Origin of the sequence: Pseudomonas sp. BN411, assembly GCF_029871235.1 — a bacterium.
GTDB lineage: Bacteria > Pseudomonadota > Gammaproteobacteria > Pseudomonadales > Pseudomonadaceae > Metapseudomonas.
Window position 1 is genome coordinate 1 of the sequence record NZ_SSOM01000083.1, and the last position, 19,915, is coordinate 19,915.

General features: G+C 57.0%; 18 protein-coding genes. 2 read left to right on the forward strand and 16 right to left on the reverse strand.

The window, feature by feature from the left end; all coding sequences use genetic code 11:
* Positions 1-108: 108 nt before the first annotated feature.
* The 4 genes from E8F06_RS25705 to E8F06_RS25720 all read right to left on the reverse strand — a co-directional run bounded on the left by E8F06_RS25705 (position 109) and on the right by E8F06_RS25720 (position 5,054).
* Positions 109-1,368 (reverse strand): aminomethyl transferase family protein, encoded by a 1,260-nt coding sequence (locus E8F06_RS25705; RefSeq protein WP_179057973.1) that lies wholly within the window; start codon positions 1,366-1,368, stop codon positions 109-111.
* A gap of 49 nt (positions 1,369-1,417) precedes the next feature.
* Positions 1,418-2,287, reverse strand: a complete 870-nt coding sequence (purU, locus tag E8F06_RS25710) for a formyltetrahydrofolate deformylase (protein ID WP_179057972.1) — start codon at positions 2,285-2,287, stop codon at positions 1,418-1,420.
* Between the two features lie 131 nt (positions 2,288-2,418).
* On the reverse strand, positions 2,419-3,750 hold the full coding sequence (locus tag E8F06_RS25715; protein WP_179057971.1) for an MFS transporter: 1,332 nt from the start codon (positions 3,748-3,750) through the stop codon (positions 2,419-2,421).
* A 32-nt stretch (positions 3,751-3,782) separates the two neighbouring features.
* Complete coding sequence (locus E8F06_RS25720; RefSeq protein WP_179057970.1) at positions 3,783-5,054, reverse strand: OprD family outer membrane porin; 1,272 nt, start codon at positions 5,052-5,054, stop codon at positions 3,783-3,785.
* 123 nt (positions 5,055-5,177) lie between these two features.
* Here E8F06_RS25720 and E8F06_RS25725 point away from each other — a divergent pair, with 123 nt between their 5' ends.
* Complete coding sequence (locus E8F06_RS25725; RefSeq protein WP_179057969.1) at positions 5,178-6,119, forward strand: LysR family transcriptional regulator; 942 nt, start codon at positions 5,178-5,180, stop codon at positions 6,117-6,119.
* 265 nt (positions 6,120-6,384) lie between these two features.
* Here the strand turns inward: E8F06_RS25725 and E8F06_RS25730 are convergent, their stop codons facing one another.
* Positions 6,385-8,199 (reverse strand): GGDEF domain-containing protein, encoded by a 1,815-nt coding sequence (locus E8F06_RS25730; protein WP_218648994.1) that lies wholly within the window; start codon positions 8,197-8,199, stop codon positions 6,385-6,387.
* 491 nt (positions 8,200-8,690) lie between these two features.
* Here E8F06_RS25730 and styE point away from each other — a divergent pair, with 491 nt between their 5' ends.
* The gene (gene styE, locus E8F06_RS25735) at positions 8,691-10,061 is read left to right on the forward strand and encodes a styrene transporter StyE (RefSeq protein WP_179057967.1); all 1,371 of its coding nucleotides are present in this window, start codon (positions 8,691-8,693) and stop codon (positions 10,059-10,061) included.
* Between the two features lie 171 nt (positions 10,062-10,232).
* On the opposite strand, the gene E8F06_RS25740 is transcribed toward styE, so the two are convergent.
* The 11 genes from E8F06_RS25740 to E8F06_RS25790 form a co-directional block, all read right to left on the reverse strand.
* On the reverse strand, positions 10,233-11,138 hold the full coding sequence (locus E8F06_RS25740; protein ID WP_179057966.1) for an acetaldehyde dehydrogenase (acetylating): 906 nt from the start codon (positions 11,136-11,138) through the stop codon (positions 10,233-10,235).
* Between the two features lie 165 nt (positions 11,139-11,303).
* Complete coding sequence (locus E8F06_RS25745) at positions 11,304-11,696, reverse strand: 2Fe-2S iron-sulfur cluster-binding protein (RefSeq protein WP_348530018.1); 393 nt, start codon at positions 11,694-11,696, stop codon at positions 11,304-11,306.
* Entirely contained in the window at positions 11,650-12,081 is a 432-nt protein-coding gene (locus E8F06_RS25750) for a tautomerase family protein (protein WP_179057964.1), read from the reverse strand. The genes E8F06_RS25745 and E8F06_RS25750 overlap by 47 nt, the downstream gene beginning before the upstream one ends.
* 57 nt (positions 12,082-12,138) lie before the next feature.
* Positions 12,139-12,894 carry an SDR family oxidoreductase gene (locus E8F06_RS25755; RefSeq protein ID WP_179057963.1) on the reverse strand — a complete coding sequence of 252 codons (756 nt, stop codon included), beginning with the start codon at positions 12,892-12,894 and terminating at the stop codon, positions 12,139-12,141.
* A gap of 55 nt (positions 12,895-12,949) precedes the next feature.
* The gene (dmpG, locus tag E8F06_RS25760) at positions 12,950-14,002 is read right to left on the reverse strand and encodes a 4-hydroxy-2-oxovalerate aldolase (RefSeq protein WP_179058010.1); all 1,053 of its coding nucleotides are present in this window, start codon (positions 14,000-14,002) and stop codon (positions 12,950-12,952) included.
* Entirely contained in the window at positions 13,999-14,913 is a 915-nt protein-coding gene (locus E8F06_RS25765) for an acetaldehyde dehydrogenase (acetylating) (protein ID WP_179057962.1), read from the reverse strand. The genes dmpG and E8F06_RS25765 overlap by 4 nt, the downstream gene beginning before the upstream one ends.
* Positions 14,910-15,119: a tautomerase family protein gene (locus E8F06_RS25770; RefSeq protein WP_179057961.1), complete on the reverse strand. Its 210-nt coding sequence runs from the start codon at positions 15,117-15,119 to the stop codon at positions 14,910-14,912. The genes E8F06_RS25765 and E8F06_RS25770 overlap by 4 nt, the downstream gene beginning before the upstream one ends.
* A gap of 17 nt (positions 15,120-15,136) precedes the next feature.
* Positions 15,137-15,940 carry a 2-oxo-3-hexenedioate decarboxylase gene (gene dmpH, locus E8F06_RS25775; protein WP_179057960.1) on the reverse strand — a complete coding sequence of 268 codons (804 nt, stop codon included), beginning with the start codon at positions 15,938-15,940 and terminating at the stop codon, positions 15,137-15,139.
* Positions 15,937-16,734: a 2-oxopent-4-enoate hydratase gene (dmpE, locus tag E8F06_RS25780; protein WP_179057959.1), complete on the reverse strand. Its 798-nt coding sequence runs from the start codon at positions 16,732-16,734 to the stop codon at positions 15,937-15,939. Before dmpE ends, dmpH begins: the two co-directional genes overlap by 4 nt.
* 60 nt (positions 16,735-16,794) lie before the next feature.
* On the reverse strand, positions 16,795-18,255 hold the full coding sequence (locus E8F06_RS25785; protein WP_179057958.1) for a 2-hydroxymuconic semialdehyde dehydrogenase: 1,461 nt from the start codon (positions 18,253-18,255) through the stop codon (positions 16,795-16,797).
* Between the two features lie 442 nt (positions 18,256-18,697).
* Entirely contained in the window at positions 18,698-19,879 is a 1,182-nt protein-coding gene (locus tag E8F06_RS25790; protein WP_179057957.1) for an acetyl-CoA C-acyltransferase family protein, read from the reverse strand.
* Between the last annotated feature and the right edge of the window lie 36 nt (positions 19,880-19,915).

Genomic DNA, 19,915 nt, shown 5'->3' on the forward strand with positions numbered 1-19,915 from the left:
CGTTCACGCAGTTGCCGGGCTTCGGCTTTTCCGTCGATCAGGAATGCGGACATTGTTTCTCCGGGTCTTACAGATGAAGCAGGCCCTGAGACCCAGGGCCTTGCCGACTCAGCTGCGGCGGTTGTCGGTTTTGTACGGTGCGGGCTGGACAGTGGCGCGGATGGGCAGTTGCGGCTCGCCCGGATTGCCCCAGATAACCGTGACTTCAGTACCTACTTCTGCCTGGGCGATGTCCAGGGTGCACAGCGAGAGCATCTCGCGGAAGAAGTAGCTGTAGCCACGAGAGGTGGAAACGCCGACCTCACGGCCGTTCACCAGCACCTTGTCGGCATACATGAAACCGCGCTGATCCCGGGGCATCTCCATGAAGGCGTAGTGCTCGCCCTTCTGGAACAGGGATGCGAATACCTTGAGCACATCATCGGGATTCCACACCAGGGTGCGAATCACCCGGCGTGGGTTGGCCACTTCCTTTTCCAGGGCCTCGCGGCCGATGAAGTCGTGATCGAACTTGATGTTGCGCCCCCAACCGAGCTCGACAGGGCTGCGGTACCAGGCGCTGACATCATCAGCCTCGAAGCTGCCGGCAACGTTGAAGGTCGAGGCGAACGCCGGCAGAGACGCTTCGAATTCGGCGCGATACTCAGCCATGTCCTCGCTGAAGATCGCCGGCAGGTAGTCGGTCACGATAGTGGGGAAACAGGCTTCCAGGTGGTTGATGAAGGCAGCTCGACCACCCAGCTTGCGAATCCCGAACGCTTCGCCGGCTCGCACCACTGCCTCATACACCTCGGCAGCATGTTCGGCAGGACCTTGCAGCTCCACACCAGGCTCCCCGGACATGCCCTGTCGCAGCGCGTAGACCTCATGCCCGGCAATCTTCACCACTTGCGAGTGCATGAACTTGATGTCCGCCAGGGCCACGCCTGTCAGCTTCTCGATCAATGCGGCAGCCTTGGGCCCAGCAACCTGGAATTTGAACCCTTCGACAACCTCCGAGCTGACGTTGTAATCACCCTTGCGTAGGTGGAAGTCCATGAGGAAGCCGCCGCGACCGAAGAGCATGAAGTCATCCTCCCCCCAGCGGCTGAGGATACCCTCATGGATCACCTTGCCATCACGATTGCAGTGGGTGACATGCTTGGACTGCATGATGTCGAACTTGGCGAAGCTGTTGATGGAGGTATCGGAGAAAAGCTTCAACACGTCCGGTCCACGGTAACGCCGCTGCCAAAGGAACGACCAATCACCGATGTAGCAGTGGTCCTTCCAGGACATGCTCTCGTCGAGCCAGTCCGTGTACTCAGGCTGCCCCCAACGGGACGTGAAATAGCCCTCTGGAGTCTTTCTGAAATTCTTGGGGAGCATGTCTTTACCTCGGTTACTTCAACGAATTGTTGTTATGCGTGGCCAGGCGTCAGCCTTCGAACACGATGGTTTTGCGACCGTTCGGAATGACGCGGTCTTCCAGATAGGCGCGCACTGCCCTGGCCAGGACGCGTCGTTCGATGTCACGCCCCTTACGTACGAGATCTTCCGCGCTATCGCGGTGGGAAATGCGCTCGACGTCTTGCTCGATGATCGGGCCCTCGTCCAGGTCGGCGGTGACGAAGTGCGAGGTCGCGCCAATCAGCTTCACGCCACGCTCATGGGCCTGGTGATAGGGACGCGCGCCCTTGAATCCCGGCAGGAAGCTGTGATGGATGTTGATGCAGCGCCCATCCAGCTTGCGCGAGAGGTCATCGGAGAGGATCTGCATGTAGCGAGCGAGCACAACTAGGTCGGTCCTGGTGGACTCGATCAAGGCAAGCAGTTTCTCTTCCTGCTGGGACTTGTTATCCCGGGTCACTGGCAGGTAGTGAAACGCTATGCCCTGCAGATCAACCGCGGCGTATCGCTCCTGGGGATGGTTGGCGACAACGGCCGATATCTCCATCGGCAGCTCGCCGATTCGGCTGCGGTAAAGCAGGTCGCGCAGGCAATGGTCATAGCCGGACACGAGCAGCATTACGCGCTTGCGCTGGTCCTGCGGACGCAGCGACCACTCCATGCCGTACCGATGGGCAACATCGGCGAATCCAGCCTTGATGTCCTCGAGTACCAGTTGCGTCGCGCTGTCTATCGCGTCGAACACCACCCGCATGAAGAACTGCTGAGTATCCAGATCATCGAATTGCTGCGCATCGAGGATGTTGCATCCCTGCTCAAAGAGGTAGCTGGAAACATCCTTCACGATTCCGGCGGTATTGCGGCACGACAACAGCAGAATGAATTTGGGGTTGGACACGGCGGTCTCCAATCATCGTTTTTATTGAAGTGGGCTTCAGCGCCGTGGCGCTGAAGTGCGGGCCACTATAAAAACGCGACAAAATGAAAGCCACGAATGGCATCGATTAATCGCATGCGCCATATGCATAACTATGAAGTGACCGACTCAGCGTCCCCTCTCATCTGCGGAGAGCGCAGCGCACGTAGCAGAATCGCCGCCAGCAGCACAGGCAGGGCCAACACGAGGAAGTACTGTTCGCGGCTCCATCCCATGTCGATCAGGACGCCCGCCAGGTAGGGGCCAAACACTGCCCCCAAGCGCCCTACTCCCATGGCGATACCCGTGCCACTACCGCGCAGGGTTGCCGGGAATGCCACCGGTACCACCACGTAGAGAGTGGTGACCGCCGAGTAGAGGAAGAAGCCGAGAGTCACAGCGACCACCACCAACAGAGTCGGGTGGTAACCCATGTTGCTGAACAGCAGCATCATGGCGAACAGGGCGACCATGGTGATGGCAGTGAGTCGATGAGCCCCGACTTTCGCCGCTAGCAGGCCGAAGCTCATGCAGCCGAGCATGCCGCCGAAGCTGAGCAGCATTGCACCGGAGATCCCCCCTGTAACGCTCAACCCCGCGTCGGTGAGGATCTTCGGTGTCCAGCTGGAAACGAAGTAGAACGTCATCATGATGCAGAAGTACATGATGCAACTGGCAACGAACGGTCCCTTCAGCGACGCGCTCAGCAAGTCCTTGAGGCGACCATCAGTGATGTTCGGATCACGTGCAGCAGGCAGTGCTGACAGTTCCTGCAGACCAAGGCGCGGCAGTATTCGATTGACCCGATCCAGCGCGCGGGTAGGACGTTTCTCGATGAGAAAGTCCAGAGACTCAGGGAACAGCCACCAGGCGAAAGGCAGCAGGACGATAGCCGCCACACCGCCAAACACGAAGGGCGCCTGCCAACCGTAATGGTTGATCAGCAGCACCGACACCAGGCCACCCAGGGTCGCCCCGAGCGGAACGCCTACCGACATCCCTGCATTGCACAGACTGCGACGACGATCATTGGCGTATTCGGTTATCACGATGTTGATGGTTGCCAACATGGCACCGACACCAATTCCGGTGAACAGCCGGGCGGCAAACATCTCGCTGAAATTGCGCGTGGCAGCCGACATCAGCATCGACACTGCCAGAAGCATGAGACATCCCAATGCGATAGGGCGCCGTCCGATCCGATCGCCCAGGGGCGCCAGGAAGAACGCGCCAATCGCGGTTCCAATCATCCCGGCACTGAACAGCGCGCCTAGCATCGATCCGTTCAGCCCCCAACTCGCCGATAGCGTGGGAGCCACGAAGGCCATGACCAGAACGTCGAAACCGTCGAGAGCCGCCAGGACGACGCAGAAGATGACAAGGCTGATTCTGAATCCGCTCATGTGACCATGCTTGATATGGTCACGTGGGTCTTTGACCGACATATTTGTTACCTTTGTAGTTGTTGTTGGAGGGCTCACCACAGCTTCCAGCTGTAATCGATGTTCAGCCGGAGGTGGTTCTCATCACGCATCGAAGCGGCATCCGCAAAATCATTGCGGTACACGGAATACCTCGCCCTCAGGTACAGGCCGGCAAGCAGACCGGACTGGACGACGTAGGAGAGCTCAGCGTGCTTCTCGCTTTCTGTGAGCCCATTGCCGCCAAGGCGCTCGGGCAAGTTGATGTCATGGCCACGCATGTAGCGCAGGGTGGTCTTCAGGCCGGGAATGCCGGATGCGGCGAAGTCGTAGACATACTTGGCCTGCCAGGCCTTCTCGTTGGCGCCGACGAAATCGGAGCTCATCAGGAACTCGCTCAGCACAAGAATCTCGGTGCCTGAGAGATAAGGCATGGCGGTGTCGCCAGTGGCGTGCTGATAGCCGAGGTTGAACAGGTGGGCGCCAGTCTGGTAGCTGAAAGTCGCCGTCATGTTCTTGTAGTCGACCTCTCCCGCCCGGGCGCTGCCATCTTCGGTGCCATAAAATCCCCGCAAGTCGGCGGTGAAGGTGTCGTTGCCGATGGGCCAACTGCGTTTGAAGTCCAGGTACTCCATGCGATAGAGATCCTTGACGTCACCGTGATAGGCCCGTGCCAGATAACGGTTCTGCGGGTGATATTCGGCTGCTAGGAAGGTGGCCTGGTTACTCTGCGCACCACCGTTGAAACGCTGGTTTGGCGCCGCCAGGGATAGCGATTCGAAATCAGTGGAGTTGCGCTTGGTGGTCTGATCGAACCAGGTACCTCGCAGCGTCAGGTCGTCGAACTCGTTCGAGACCACCGACGCCCCCCTGAAGGTCTGTGGGAACAACCTCGATTGGCTGGCATAGACGAAGGGGATGAACACGTCATCCAGACTGCCTGCCTTCAGTTCGGTGCGGGAGTACTTGGCCTTCGCCGTCAATCCGAGCTTGGAGTACTCATCAGCAGCACGACGGTCACTGGTCGATACCGGTAGCAAGTCGGTACCGGTCCTGGAAGGTGAGGAGTCGAGTTTGAAACCGGCCATACCCAACGCGTCCAGGCCCAGTCCCTGGTCACCGTGGGTGAGTCCCGACTTGAATCTGAGAATGAATCCCTGCGCCCACTCCTCAGCCTTGTCTGGATCCCGGGAGCCTTGGTAGTCACGTTCGAGGTAATAGTTTCGGGCAGTTAATGTGGCCTGGCTGTCATCGATCAGGCCGGCGGCGAGGAGGCTTTGGCTGCACAGAGCTGATAGCGCGAATGCGCTGCACGTTTTGGGGTTCATAGGATGACTCTTGTTCTTGTTATCTACTGCGGGAATCGGCGCCGCCGATTCCCATGCGGTGTTTCAAGAATCGATCCTATTGAAATATCCTACTGCACCATAATCACGACAACGATCACCTCTATGCACAGCATTCATAATGAAAAGAAGCTCGACCTCAATCTGCTGACTGTTTTCGATGCCCTGCTTCGCGAAGGCAGTGTCACTCGGGCCGCCGATAGCCTGGATCTCTCGCAGAGTGCGGTCAGTCATGCGCTCAAGCGATTGCGGGACTTCTTTAGCGATCCGTTGTTCGTGAAAGTCGGCGACGGCATGAAGCCGACGCCCAAAGCCGAACAGCTGGCTGTGTCGATCCTCGGGATCATCAGCACAGTGCAAGATTCGCTGCTCACCCAGACACGCTTCGATCCAAGCACAGCAGTCCGCACGTTCAAGTTCTGCATGACCGATATGGGCGAACTGGTGTTTCTGCCCAGGATGATCCAGGAGTTCAAGCGCAGGGCCCCCCACTGCACCATCCAGACCCTGCAAGTCCGCCCCGAAGACATTGCTGCCACCTTGGAGTCAGGCGAGGCCGACCTGGCGATGGGCTCGCAGCTCGCGGTCAACGATGAGTTGTTTCAGCAAAATCTGTTCGTCCACAAGTTCGTGACGATTGTCAGCAGAGAGAACAGCCAGGTCGGGGACTCGATCAGCCTTGAGCAGTTCACGCGCATGAAGCACATCGTGATCAATCTGGGCGGCAAGACCACTCACTACGATAGGGCGTTAGACGAACACGGAATCAAACGTGAGGTGTTCCTGCTGACTCCCCACTATCTGGTCATTCCCATGCTGATCAGAAATGATCCGGAGCTGATTGCAACCGTACCTGGAGAGATCGGCCGCATCTTCGATGAGTACGGTTGGGTTAGACGATTGAAACCACCGGTTGATCTAGCACCATTCCCCATCTGCCAGTACTGGCACCCGCGCTTTCATCACGACGAAGCGAATCGCTGGCTCAGGCAGTTGATGAAGGAAATCTACAATGATTTCCTCCCGGAGTCAGGGAATGACTGGTGAGTGAACTGCCGGACGGACTCAACCGACGAAGGCCAACTTACTGACAAAAAAATGTGCCACCTAAGGCGAGCCAGGCATGGGCCAGGTTCAGCGGTAAAAGCGGGGATAGTCCCAAAGAGTTACTGGCTAATGCACTAAATCTCTGAAATGGTCGTTTCAGCCTGAGTGGACACTGACTAAAGATGGATTAGCCGGCCCTATCGCCGCCTAGGAATGTATCGCACCGGGTTTCGTATAAGAGGCGTGTGCCCTGACGTGATGGCATTTACTTTTCTATTTTCCAAACTGAAGACACCAACCAATCCTTGAACTCATCAATAGGCATCGGCGCACTTACAAAGTAGCCTTGAATCACATCACACCCCAGCATCGTCAAGTAGTCTTTTTCCGCCTCATTTTCCACCCCCTCCGCGACCACTTCTAGGTTCAGGTGATGAGCCATCTCAATCGTAGACCCAACAATAGCCGCGACCTCAGGCTCACTCAAGATGCTCCTGACAAAAGACTGATCAATCTTGATTTCATCAACCGGAAGATTCCTCAGGTAACTCAGGCTAGAATAACCAACCCCAAAATCATCAATAGAAAAACCAACACCCATCGACTTAACTTTATTAATAGCCTCGAGCGCCAACAGCGGGTCTTTCATCATCCCACTTTCAGTTACTTCAAACTTAATCCAACTCCCCTCCCCTCCCCACGTAGCCATCAGGCCCTCAATTTTTCCGACCAAATGTGGATCACATAGATCCTGAGCGGACAAATTAACGGAAAGTGGAAGGTCTATACCTACTTCGCGCCAAGCAAAGCGCTGTCTAAATGCAGTTTCAAGCACCCAATGTGTAAGCGGAGTGATTAAACCAGAAAATTCCGCAAGCGGCACGAATTCACTTGGGGGAATCATTTCCCCTTCTTGACATCGCCACCGAACAAGAGCCTCTGCCCCGCAAAGCGTTGAGTTTTTCAGCCTAAGCTTGGGTTGACAATAAAGCAACAACTGCCCCTTGTTAATAGAATCTCTGAGCTTCGCTGTCAGCCCTAGCCGGCGACTGCATCCTTCATCAAGTTTGCTCGAGAAAACTGCATAATCTCGCCCAGTGCGTCTAGCTTCACTCATAGCAGAGCGGGCGCGCCTGATCAGCAATTCTGGATCAGAACCATGCCCTGGATATACCGCGATACCTATAGAAAAACTAGCATACTGTTCATGCTCCGGAATTCCGCCTTGATCCTTAAACAAGGAAACCACTCGCTGAGATTGCCGAGTGGCAACTTCTAAATCCGCAGAAGGCAAAATAACAGCAAACTCGGCGTCTCCCGCCTTAAACACATCACCAGACATTCCTAACGTTTCACATAAATGCCGCGCCGCCCCCACAAGCACCTTATCACCCTGCTGAAACCCAAACGTTTCATTGACCTCATTAAGTTGAATCACCTTTATAATTAGCAAAACAAAAGATTGATACCTCCCCTCAAGGCCATCAATTAGCGCCCGCGCCCTTTTAAACAAAAGTTGCCGATTGGGTAGTTCTGTCAGAGGGTCGTAGAATGCCATGCGCTGAATTATCTCTTCAGCTTCACGTCTACGAGCCCTCTCGCGGATATGCTCTACGCCGTAAGCAAGGTCCTCCGCCAACTCCCCCAGCAGAGCCACTTCGGAATCGTTGAACGCATCAGGCTCAGTAGCAGCGATGCTCAAGGCCCCAATCACTGTTGAATCGACACGAATGGGAAAAGAAGTGAGCGAACCATATCCAAGCCGAATCGCGTCCTCCCTCCATGCCCTATGGTCAGGATCGCTCAACAGATTGCGACCAATGCAAGGAGTGCCAGTCAGCACAGCGATCGCTGTGGCCCCTCCTTGCTCAGGGAAAGCCCATGACAACCGTAGCGATTCAAAGAACTCTACTTCGTTTTTCTCGTGTGGGAGACCAAGGGAGTAAGCCTGGTTAACGAGCGGCTGGCCTTCGTCATTGCTGGCGTACCAGACACTGGCGTAGCGATATCCGCCTTGCGTTACCACTACGTCACACATTCCTTTCAGAAGCTGCAGCTCATCACTCGAGCGCAAAAGCATACGGTTACCAGCGCTGAGGGTCCTCAGAACGCGATATAGGCGCTCCAATTCAGTCAGCTTATCGCCCGTTATCTTCAAGGCGGAGCGCTTCACAGCGTGTCGGTGTTTCGATGTCTGCGTCATCGCCTTCGCCCGGAGTGGTAGCTCTGTAAGCGTAGTCCCAAGGCTGGATTTATCTGACAGTCGTACTCGATCTCTACCCGGGGCCGTCATCGCTTGGGCGATTCAACGCCGCCTCCAGCCACCGGTCCAGGCGATGCCGTTATGGTCCTTGCGCGCCGGCTGCGAGCGCCCCCAACGGGCGAACAGGCACAGCGAAGGTTCTCGCCCGGCGTCGCAAAGCCTCCCCAGGTACCATCACGCACTAGACTGGGAAGGGTATCTACCAACTATGTAGAGTAATCAGCGGCAGGGTACGTACCTTGGCCATTCCGCCATTTACCGCTGGTGCTCGCCGAATAGAACGATAACGATCAAGCGAGAACAGTCTAATGAACGCCAAGGCAGCTCTTCGTTTTGCACAATGCCTGCCAATGATCGCCATATTCCATACAGCAAATGCAACTGATGTGATGCGCCTTGAGGGCTTCGGACCCATTTCCCGATCCATGGGAGGGACAGCCATGGCGTTTGATATCGGAACAGCAGGCATGATGAGCAACCCAGCCACTCTCTCCTTGGGCGAGGAAGGCAGCCGATTGAGCATTGGCGTCGACCTGCTTCAACCGGATATCAGCACTCGCAATCTCGATTCTGGTGAAACTGCCGAAAGCAAAAATAAGTCAAAGAATCGTGGACCTTATTATGCGCCGCAGATTGCATACACCTATCGCGGAGAACGCTGGGCGCTTGGTATCGGTACCTTTGCTCAAGGCGGAGTCGGTACCGAGTATGGCAATGATAGTTTCCTTTCAGACGATGGAAATAGTCAGCCCACAGGGCTAGATAGTAGTAGTCGACTGCTCGTCCTCAATATTCCATTCGCTTTCAGCTTCGATGTAACCGATGAGTTGACTGTAGGCGCCAGTCTGGATGCCATGTGGATGGGCATGAACTTGAACATGATGTTTGCGAGGAACCAAGTTGGCGCCCTCATCGGAGACGGTCGCGTTAGCGGTTCATTATTACCAGTTTTAGGTGCATTGCCAGCGCTTGATGGTGCTCATATTAGCTTCAGCCGAGCGGAACCCATTGCCAGCGGCGCCGACGCGTGGGGATACGGTGGGCGTATTGGCGTGCTGTGGAGAGCTACCACGTCCACTAATGTCGGACTTGCTTATAACTTCGCCAGCGAAATGGGCGACTTGGAAGGCGACGCGACGGTCACTGCGATCGATAGTGTCGTAGGGAAAATTTCTCTCCCTGGAAAGATCAAGATTAAAGACTTCCAGATGCCGGCATCATTGAGCCTAGGAGTCGCACACGAAGTGAACGACAGGTGGTTAATCGCCGTCGACGTTTCTCGCGTGTTCTGGAAAGACGTAATGAAAGACATTAACGTCGCCTTCAACAGCGATAGTGGTGGTGACCTCAATCTGAAATTTCCGCAGAACTATCATAATCAGACCATTGTCGGGCTGGGAACTAGCTATCGAATCAACAACTGGACCCTACGATTAGGGTATAGGCAGGCAACAGAAGCTGCCCCTAGCAACCTACTATTTGCAAGCTTACCGGTAACACCTACCCGACATGCATCGGCAGGTATTTCGTATGACCTGGGATACGGCTCCATCGACCTCGCGTACTCTCATGCATTCACAGCAACCACTACCAATCGTTCCCTACCCAATGCCCCAGTGCCGATTCGCAATAGCCATGGCCAAGATAATTTAGTTTTTTCGTATACCCATCGTTTCTGAAGCATACGTTGTTCGGCTTCTTTTTTGCGTAGCGCCGCCACCACAAACCGACAGCTCGCTGAAGCATATCGTGATCAATCTGGGCGGCAAGAACACCCACTACGCTAGAACGCAGGGCGAACACTGAATTAAGCGTGACGGGCGAATGCACCAAGCTCCGAAGAGGTTCGGCTATGTGGGCAGAACGTCAAAATCGGAGGACACGCGGCCAATCGACTTGATCCTGTCCACGAGTGCCTCTGCAGAATGGACTGCCGAGCTCACCATGATCTCTTCGTCTGCGAAACCGACGGGCAAAGTATTCCCCCCCTCACTGCTTGAAACACCAAAAGTAATCAGGTTTCCTTCGAAATATGGGCCACTGATCAGACGGTACCCCGGCACATATCGCCGCACCTTTCCAATCATGCGTTGTACCGATTCAACAATATCGTCTCGCCTCGGTTCGCTTTCGACGATGCAGCTGATGACAGCGCTAGATCCCAGATTGGGTTTGACTATCGCGTGCACCTTCCCGTGTTTGGCCCCCCCGACACGAATCAAGGCCCCGACGGTTGCGTTAGCAAGTGTCTCAGTGCTTTCGCATGTCATGGATGCTGGAGTGACGTTTATAACGACCTCCGCGTAATCCACATCCTGTACCAGGGAGATCGCATTGACGATGGGAACAGCTGCCTGGCTGGTGGCGGTGGCCAATTGAAGGTGCTGCAGACCGTTCGCGATCAACTTCGGAAGATTCAATGCAGGAATACAATGCACCCCATCGCCGGTGGATGCCAAACCAACTGTGGTCACTCCCAAGGCATTGAGGCTACGAGAGGCCTCATCATGCCCAGCACCTTGGGCAGCGTTGAATGCGATCTGCACACCATCTTCGACGACGTGAGGCAGAAAACCACGCACGCCTTGATGGGTGACCTTGAGCCCCAAGCCTTTAGCTTCAGAAAGGTACTGGGATTGAGGATCCGTCCCTATCAACCAGACGGGGTCCAGCAGGGGGCTAAGCCGCAACCTGTGGACCAGGTCCATTCCAATGCTGCTGGAGCCGATCACCGCGCATTTCACTTTCTCATTCATGATCCAAGTCCCACTTGAGTAGCCACCTGGCCATTTGCCTGGCTATAGCTTTGGTGCCGGCAAGCCTGCGAAGGGTCAGAAGCTGGTAGAGAATCGATAAATTCGCTCGACCTGCTTCGCGCGCTCAACGTCGTTTGTGATCCCTTCGTTTGTGGTCCCGTAGGCTCACCCCGTAGTCCGTGCTCCGGTAACAGTTGGAAAAGTGGTCTCTCGCTCACGCACGCGAACCACTGCTTTTCTGATTTTCCCCACGACGGTGAGGCGTAGATCGCTCTCCGCCACGATGCAACACGCCAGGGCAACTCCATCGAGCTGTTCCTCCGCGCTGACATGTTGTCGGCTCATCTGTCGAGCCTGGTACTGACCTTGAATGACTCGGACCTTACACACCCCGCAGCCACCACCACGACAACCCGCGGGAATCCCCTTGCGTCCCAGGCGCGTCATTCCACTAAGAACGCTTTCCCGATCGGTGCAGGAGAAGCGGTCTCCCGTATCCACGATCAAAACCTCATGGCCCATGAGCAGGCTCTCCGGCCGCGCGAACTGCCAATTCATCAGCCCTCTGCAGACTTGCCGGAACACCTGCAATCGACCAATCCTCGGGGGCAATACGTTGGCATCGACCCCGCACAACATCGCGTCGTACCGCCAGATGCTTGACCAACAACTCAGTGAAGCCTTCCGCCAACTGATGGCGCTGCTCGACGGAGCGGCCATCGAGAACGAAGAAGTCAAAGAATGGTGCGTGCATACCAGTTGCCGCGCATAAAGACCCCGCCGCGGCGAAATGGCGCGAGTCGTGCCATGTGATGAATGCACGTACACGTTCGATGGGAGATTGCAGAACCTTCGCGTAGAGCTGCGAGGCTTCAACGAGCAAGAGCTCGCATTGTTCGCCGGTACTTTCGCCGGCTAGTAGATGGAAATTCACGATGGGCATGACTGTTCTCCTTGTTGTTATCGATGCCAGGCGGCGCAACCGATGTGGAGAAGGAAACTAGGGCAGTCCTCGTCGGCGACCGGAGTCAAGCATCACGGCAGATCCCGACATTGCAGTAGCTTCAGGAGCCAGCAGCATGCTGATAGCCCAGGCCACCTGCTCGGGCGTGGTCAAAGCACCAAGGGACGATTCCGCACGTATTTCCTCCAGCACAGCATCAACACTCACGCCTCGCTGCGCCGCACGGTCTGCCGCGACACGATGCAGTCGCTCGGTATCCGCGGGACCCGGGGCAACCAGATGGGAGGTAATGCCACGCGGGCCGTAAGCCAGACTGAGCTGCCGGTTGAGATTGGCAAGGGCTGCATTGGCGACTCCTGCCGCCGCCGCATAGGCACTAGGCTCGAAGCCATAGTGCCCACCAATGGCGACCAGGCGTGAACCTGGTTGCAGAAAGTCGTCTACTGCTCGCACCAGGCGCAACATGCCGCCAACCTTGATGTTAACTGCGGAGTTCAACGCGCTTACCGAGGCATCCAGCACCCCTCCAGCAACTGCTACGCCAGGTCCATGGACGACCATGCGGACGGGGCAGTTCAGGGAAGTTCGAATGACTTCGATTGCACTGTCGTCTCCGATATCAGCTTCACAAGGTCTGACCTGTGAATATCGATCCGCTAGCGAATTGAGGCTTTCGCTGCTGCGAGCCACGGCGATGATATCGAGGCCACTGGCACATAGCCTTGAGACGATGGCTTGTCCGAAAGCACCTGTGGCGCCGACGATTACCGCGACTTCATTGGTCGAATTCATGAGCACTCCGCTACTCGAGAAAACGCCGAGCAGATACTTCTGCTCGGCGGACGCATCAGGCGCTCTTGAGCAAGCCACGCTCCTTGGCCATCGTCATCGCAGTATCGAGGATCATGTCTTCCTGACCACCGATCATCTTCTTGCGGCCAAGCTCAACCAGAATGTCGCGCGCCGAAACGCCGAAGCGTTCTGCCGCTCGTTTCGCATGCAGCAGGAAGGTCGAATACACGCCGGCGTAACCCAGCGTCAGAGACTCGCGATCAACACGCACCAGGTGATCCATCATGGGAACGATGATGTCCTCGGCCACATCCATCAGCTTGAACAGGTCCACGCCGGTGTCGATGCCCATGCGCTCGCAAACAGCGGCGAATACCTCAAGAGGAGTGTTGCCAGCCCCCGCTCCCAGCCCAGCTACCGAACCGTCGATCCGGGTGGCGCCAGCTTCAATGGCTGCAATGGAATTCGCGACGCCCATGCCCAGGTTGTGGTGCCCGTGGAACCCGATCTCGGTTTCGGGATTGAGCACATCACGAAGAGCCTCGACCCGTGCCTTGACGTCCTCCGGCAGCATGTATCCGGCCGAGTCAGTGACGTAAACGGTCTGCGCCCCATAGGACTCCATCAATTTCCCCTGCTGGGCGATGCCTGCAGGATCGTTGAGGTGGGCCATCATCAGGAATCCGGTAGTGTCCATTCCCAGCTTTCGAGCGAAGGCGATGTGTTGCGGAGAGGTGTCTGCCTCGGTGCAATGAGTGGCCACGTGAACGCTGCGTGCGCCGCAATCGTAGGCGGACTCGAGTTCCTTCATCGTGCCGAGACCTGGGATCAGCAGTACCGAGACTTTCGCCTGGGTCATCCGAGATGCGACAGCGCTGATGTATTCCTCATTGCTGTGCAGGGCGAAGCCATGCTGCAGCGAGTTCCCACCGAGACCGCCGCCGTGGGTCACCTGGATGTACGGAATGCCGGAGTCATCCATTGCAGTGGCAACCTTGATCATCTGATCGACGCTGATCTGCTCGCGCTTGGCGTGCATGCCGTCACGCAGGCACATGTCGTGGAGAATGACCTTGCGGCCTTTGAGGCTGATGGGCTGACTCATTATGCGACCTCCACAGTGGGCAACTGGAGCTTTCCGGCAAGGATTTCTTCGGCGAACATTTCCGCTGTGCGCGTCGCGGCCGCGGTCATGATGTCGAGGTTTCCAGCGTAAGTCGGCAGGTAGTCACCAAGCCCTGCAACCTCGAGGAACACTGAGACCTTGTTGCCATCGAAGAGCGGGCCATTGACCAGCCGGTAGCCCGGAACATACTTCTGCACCTCGCCGATCATCTGCAGAATCGACGCGGTCACGCGCTCTTGGTCAGGCTCATCGTCGGTCAGGCAGTAGATCGTGTTGCGCATGATCAACGGCGGCTCAGCCGGGTTGATGATGGCCAGGGCCTTACCCTTGCGCGCACCACCGACTGCCTCGATAGCGCTGGAGGTCGTGTAGGTGAACTCATCCAGATTCGCGCGGGTACCTGGCCCTACGGACTTGGACGACAGGCTAGCGACGATCTCCGCATAACCCACGCTTTGGATACGTGAAACGGCATTGACGATGGGAATGGTTGCCTGGCCGGCACACGAAATCATGTTGACGTTCGCTACCTGTTTCTGGGTGTGCTCGCTCAGGTTCACCGGGGGCACGCACAGCGGACCGATAGCAGCCGGCGTCAGGTCGATCATCAGAACACCCAGCGCATTGAGCTTGCGGCTGTTCTCGGCGTGCACATAGGCACTGGTAGCGTCGAAGGCGATCTGGATATTGTCCTCCAGAACGTGGGGCAGCAGACCGTCGACACCTTCCGAGGTCGTCTTCAAGCCCATGTCTCGAGCTCGTTTAAGACCTTCTGACTCCGGGTCGATACCTACCATCCAGACCGGCTCAAGCACCGGGCTGCGCATGATCTTGTAGATCAAATCGGTACCGATGTTGCCCGAGCCGATCAACGCACAACGGATCTTCTTCATTTCGCCTGCCCCTGCAGCGCATCGCGCTGCATCTTGTTCAAACCAGCGACATAGAACTCGTCGTGGCGGTGTTCGGTAATCAGGATCCGGACCGTGTCCGGGTTGCATGGAAGGCTCTCGCTAACAGCCTTGGTCACAGCTGCAGCGACGCGGCTTTTCTGCTCGGCGGTGCGCCCCTCGACGAGGTGCATTTCGATAATGGGCATGACTTCTCCTGGAGGCCTTACTCGATAAAACGCATGGAAACGCTGCCCAGTTCCTGGAAGCGTGCAATGACGTTGTCGCCGGGTTTCACTGCGACGGCTTCGGTGATTCCACCACTCATCACAAAGCTGCCGGCTGGCAGCGTCTCTCCCAGTTCGGAAAGAATGTTGACCAGCATCGCCACAGCCTCTGCCGGATGCCCGAGCACTGCTGCACTCGCTCCCATGCCGACGATTTCGCCGTTCTTCTCCATCACCACGCCCAGTGTGCGCAGGTCCAGTTCATCGACCTTGCGGGCACGACCGCCGCCGACAAATCGGGCGGAGGAACCGTTGTCAGCGATCACGCTGGGAAGATCGAATTTGAAGCCGGAGAAGCGTGAATCAATGATTTCCACTGCAGGCAACACATAGTCGGTGGCGGCCAGCACATCGGCGACAGTGCAATTCGGGCCTTCAAGTCCTTCCTTGAGGACAAAGGCAACCTCGCACTCCACACGGGGATGGACCAAGTCGGAGGTCTTGATCTGCGAGTTCTCCGGACGCGCCATGCGGTCGGTCAGAAAACCGATGGAGGGCACGTTAACGCCCATCTGCTGCATCTTGGCCCTGGAGGTCAGTCCTGCCTTCCAGCCGACGAGACGATGCCCCTTCGCCTTGAAGCGGCGCAGCAACTCCAACTGCACGGCGTAGCCGTCAGCAATCGACATCTGGGGGTATTCATCGGTCAATTTGCGAATCGAATAGGCGTGCGTCTGAGCCCCCTCGACACGCTCACAAAGACGCACGATGTCCTCGCGGGACAGTGTCAGTTGTGCGCTCATACTGCACTCCTCCCGGTAAACTTCGCCCTGCAGCTGCCAAGACCACCCACGGTACATACCAGTTCGTCACCGTCGGCGATGGGTACCAGGGCAGATTGCGAGCCCGAAAGAATCACCTCTCCCGCTTTGAACGGAATCCCCAGCTCTCCCAAGGTGTTGGCCAACCAGGCGACCGCATTGGCTGGAGACCCTTGCACGGCAGCACCAACGCCGGTGGAGAACAGCTCGCCGTTCTTCTCCAGCACCATGCCGGCCAATGTCAGGTCGAGCTCTCGCGGATCACCTCTGTCATTCCCCAGCACATACACGCCACAGGAAGCGTTGTCCGCGACGGTGTCCTGGATCTTGATCTGCCAATCCGTGATGCGCGAATCGACAATCTCGAAGCACGGCACTACGTAATCAGTTGCCCGGATCACATCCATTGCGGTGATCCCCGGCCCAACCAGGTCATGCTTAAGAACGAAAGCGAGTTCGGCCTCGGCCTTCGGTTGGATGAGGGTACCAAGGTCAATCTCATCACCCTCCTGGTACACCATGCCGGAGGTGAGAATGCCGAAGTCCGGTTGAAAAACCCCGAGGAAGTCCTGAACAGGCTTGCTGGTGACGCCGATTTTCTTACCCACCACGGTCTCGCCGGCGGCAAGTCGACGCGCAACGTAACGCTGCTGAATGCGGTAAGCATCCTCGATGGTTATCTCGGGCTCACGCTGCAGTAACGGGGGAACTGTGCGACGAGAGACGAACGCTTCGTAGAGCTCGTCGCCGTATTGCTCGATCTTGTTGTCGTTCATGGTTTTCTCACAGGACGGCGGAAGTCGGACGCCGCATGAAGCGGCGCCCTAAAAGGCGATTTACAGCTTCACGCACACGTTGCGTGTCTCGGTGTAAAACTCCAGGGAGTGAACGCCACCTTCGCGACCGATTCCCGACTGCTTGGAACCGCCGAACGCAGTGCGCAGATCGCGGAGGAACCAGCTATTGATCCAGGTAATCCCTACATCGATACGCGCAGCCATGCGATGGGCGCGGGATAGGTCGCTCGTCCAGATGGTGGTAGACAGGCCGTATTCATTGTCATTGGCCAGCGACACCACCTCGTTCTCACTGTCGAACGGGCGAATGTGGCAGCAGGGGCCGAAGATCTCCTCGCGCACTACCGCAGCGTTGTCCGGCAGCCCCGTCCAGATAGTGGGCTGAACCCACGAGCCCTCGGCCAACTCACCGGGCATATCAGGCACACCACCGCCAGTTACCACCGTGGCCCCCTCCTCCACCGCCTTGCGGTAGTAGGAAAGCACCTTGCTGCGGTGCTCCTGGCTGATCAACGGACCATAGGTCGTGGCGTGATCTTCAGGCCGACCGTATTTCACGCCCTCTGCCTTAACCTTCAGTGCCTGAACGAAGCGCTCAAAAATCGGACGTTCGACGTAAACGCGCTCGGTACCCAGGCAGACCTGTCCGGAATTGAGGAAGGACGAACGGAAAATCCCATCCACTGCCGCATCGAAATCGGCATCGGCGAATACGATTCCTGCGTTCTTCCCACCCAACTCGAATGACACATCTCGCATGCCTTCGGCAGCGGCCTTCATGATTGCTGTGCCTGTGCGCGTTTCACCGGTAAAGGTGATGGCGTCGATGCCAGGATGCTGAGTAATGAACTCGCCCGCGGAATCCGGACCGAAACCGTGCAATACGTTGTACACCCCCTTGGGGATGCCTACGGTGTTCATCACTTCACCGAGAAGAGTTGCTGTGAGCGGAGATTCTTCGGAAGGCTTGACCAGTACGGTATTACCGCATGCCAGCGCCGGGCCGACCTTCCAGGTCATCAGCAGGAAGGGCGCGTTCCATGGGCAAATCACTCCAATTACGCCCTTCGGCACACGCATGGAGTAGTTGAGCGCGCCGCGACCATCCGGGGTATCCATCCGGAAAGACTCACTGGCGACATTCTTGATTACATCGGCGAAAACCTTGAAGTTGGCCGCGCCACGAGGAATGAAGGCATGCCGCATGACATGTGCCGGCTGCCCGGTGTCGGCCATTTCAGCTTCGACAAAGTCATCGAAGCGGCGGGTGATCTCGTTAGCCACGGCATGCAGCATGTCGACACGCTGCTCGGTGGTCAGGCCACCCCATTCGCCATGCAAGGCACTGCGTGCAGACTTTACGGCGCTATCCACTTCCGCACGGCCCGCTTCGGAAATCGAAGCGATCACACGGTTGTCTACCGGCGAACGCTTGTCGAAGCGTTTGCCGCTGGCAGCGGCGACGAATTCGCCCGCGATGAAGTTATCGATATTGCGCATGATCGCTCCGCACTCTTGTCCTTAGGTGGTCCGCCGGAAGGGCGAACCAGACTGTTTACTGAGTCTAGGGAGCGGATTCGATACCGACTAATACTTTATTCGTTCCTCGCCAATACCAATCGGGTATCTCTTTGGACAGCGAACAACCTTGCGGCAAGGCGCCTTAAAGCAGCAATAGAAATGGGTCAGAGTTGCTGCGCGTATATCGCGAAAAGGACCGCAGCGGAGTCGATTGTCCTGGGCTCCTCGCCACGCGACTCCCGAAGACATCGCGGAGCGCAGTTCTCCGCGACGGTTCACACTTAGTTGAGTACTGGCCGCCCTTCACTCCAAGAAACTTCTCTCAAAGCTCGAACAGCGGAGAATCTAGACGGCCAATAATGAGGAGAAACGCTGCGTCAGGTATCGAGCGGTATCGCCCCCCTGCCCGATACCCGAGAGGTCAGACGCGCTCGAAAATCACCGCGATGCCCTGACCTCCCCCGATACACATGGTCGCCAAGCCATAGCGCCCCTGAGTACGGTGCAATTCATGAATCAACTTCGTGGCGATAATCGCCCCGGTCGCCCCTATGGGATGACCAAGAGCGATTCCAGAACCGTTGGGATTTACCTTGGCGGGGTCCATCTGCAGCTCCTTCATCACCGCACAGGCCTGCGCCGCAAAGGCCACGTTGGCTTCGATCACATCCAGATCATCGATAGCGAGGCCAGCACGCTTGAGCGCTAGGCGTGTTGCCGGAACAGGCCCGAGCCCCATAAGTTCGGGCTCCACACCGGCGTGAGCGTACGCAACGATGCGAGCCAGCGGCTTAAGCCCCTGATCGCCGACAGCTTGAGCACTAGCCAACAGCAATGCCGCAGCGCCGTCATTGAGCCCCGACGCATTACCGGCGGTGACGGTGCCGTCAGACTTGAACGCGGCTTTCATTTTCGCCAGTTGCTCCGCAGTGGATTCACGCGGGTGTTCATCCACGCTGAAAAGCTCCACACCTTTGCGAGTGCGCAGTTCAACCGGGATGATCTGGCTTACAAATCGCCCCTCCATGATGGCCAGCGAAGCACGGCGCTGTTCTTCCACCGCGAACTCATCCTGAGTCTCGCGACTGATACCGCTGTGTGCAGCAACGTTCTCCGCAGTGATGCCCATATGAACACTGTGGAAGGGGTCATGCAGAACACCGAGCACGTAGTCCAGGGCCTGCATATTGCCCATTCGACCGCCCCATCTGGCCGCCGGCATCATGTATGGCCCCCGGCTCATGGCTTCTGCGCCAGCGCCAATGGCCAACTGCACATCCCCCAGCATCACGGCCTGTGCGGCAGAGACAATGGCCTGCAGGCCCGAGCCACACAGACGGTTGACGTTGAAGGCCGAAGCGTCCTTAGGAATTCCTGCATTCATCGCAGCAACTCGGGACAGGTAGGCGTCGCGCGGCACCGTAGGGATGACGTTTCCCATAACGACATGACCAATAGCTGCCGGATCAATCCCGGAACGCTCGATCACTCCTTTGATGGGTGTGGTAGCCAAGTCGGCCAGCTCCACATCCTTGAGGGCGCCACCGAAGGTACCAATAGCTGTACGTGCCGCTTCGATGACGAAGACATCCTGGGAACTCATGGGAACTCCTGCTGAGCAAATAGTAGGGAGGGTTTC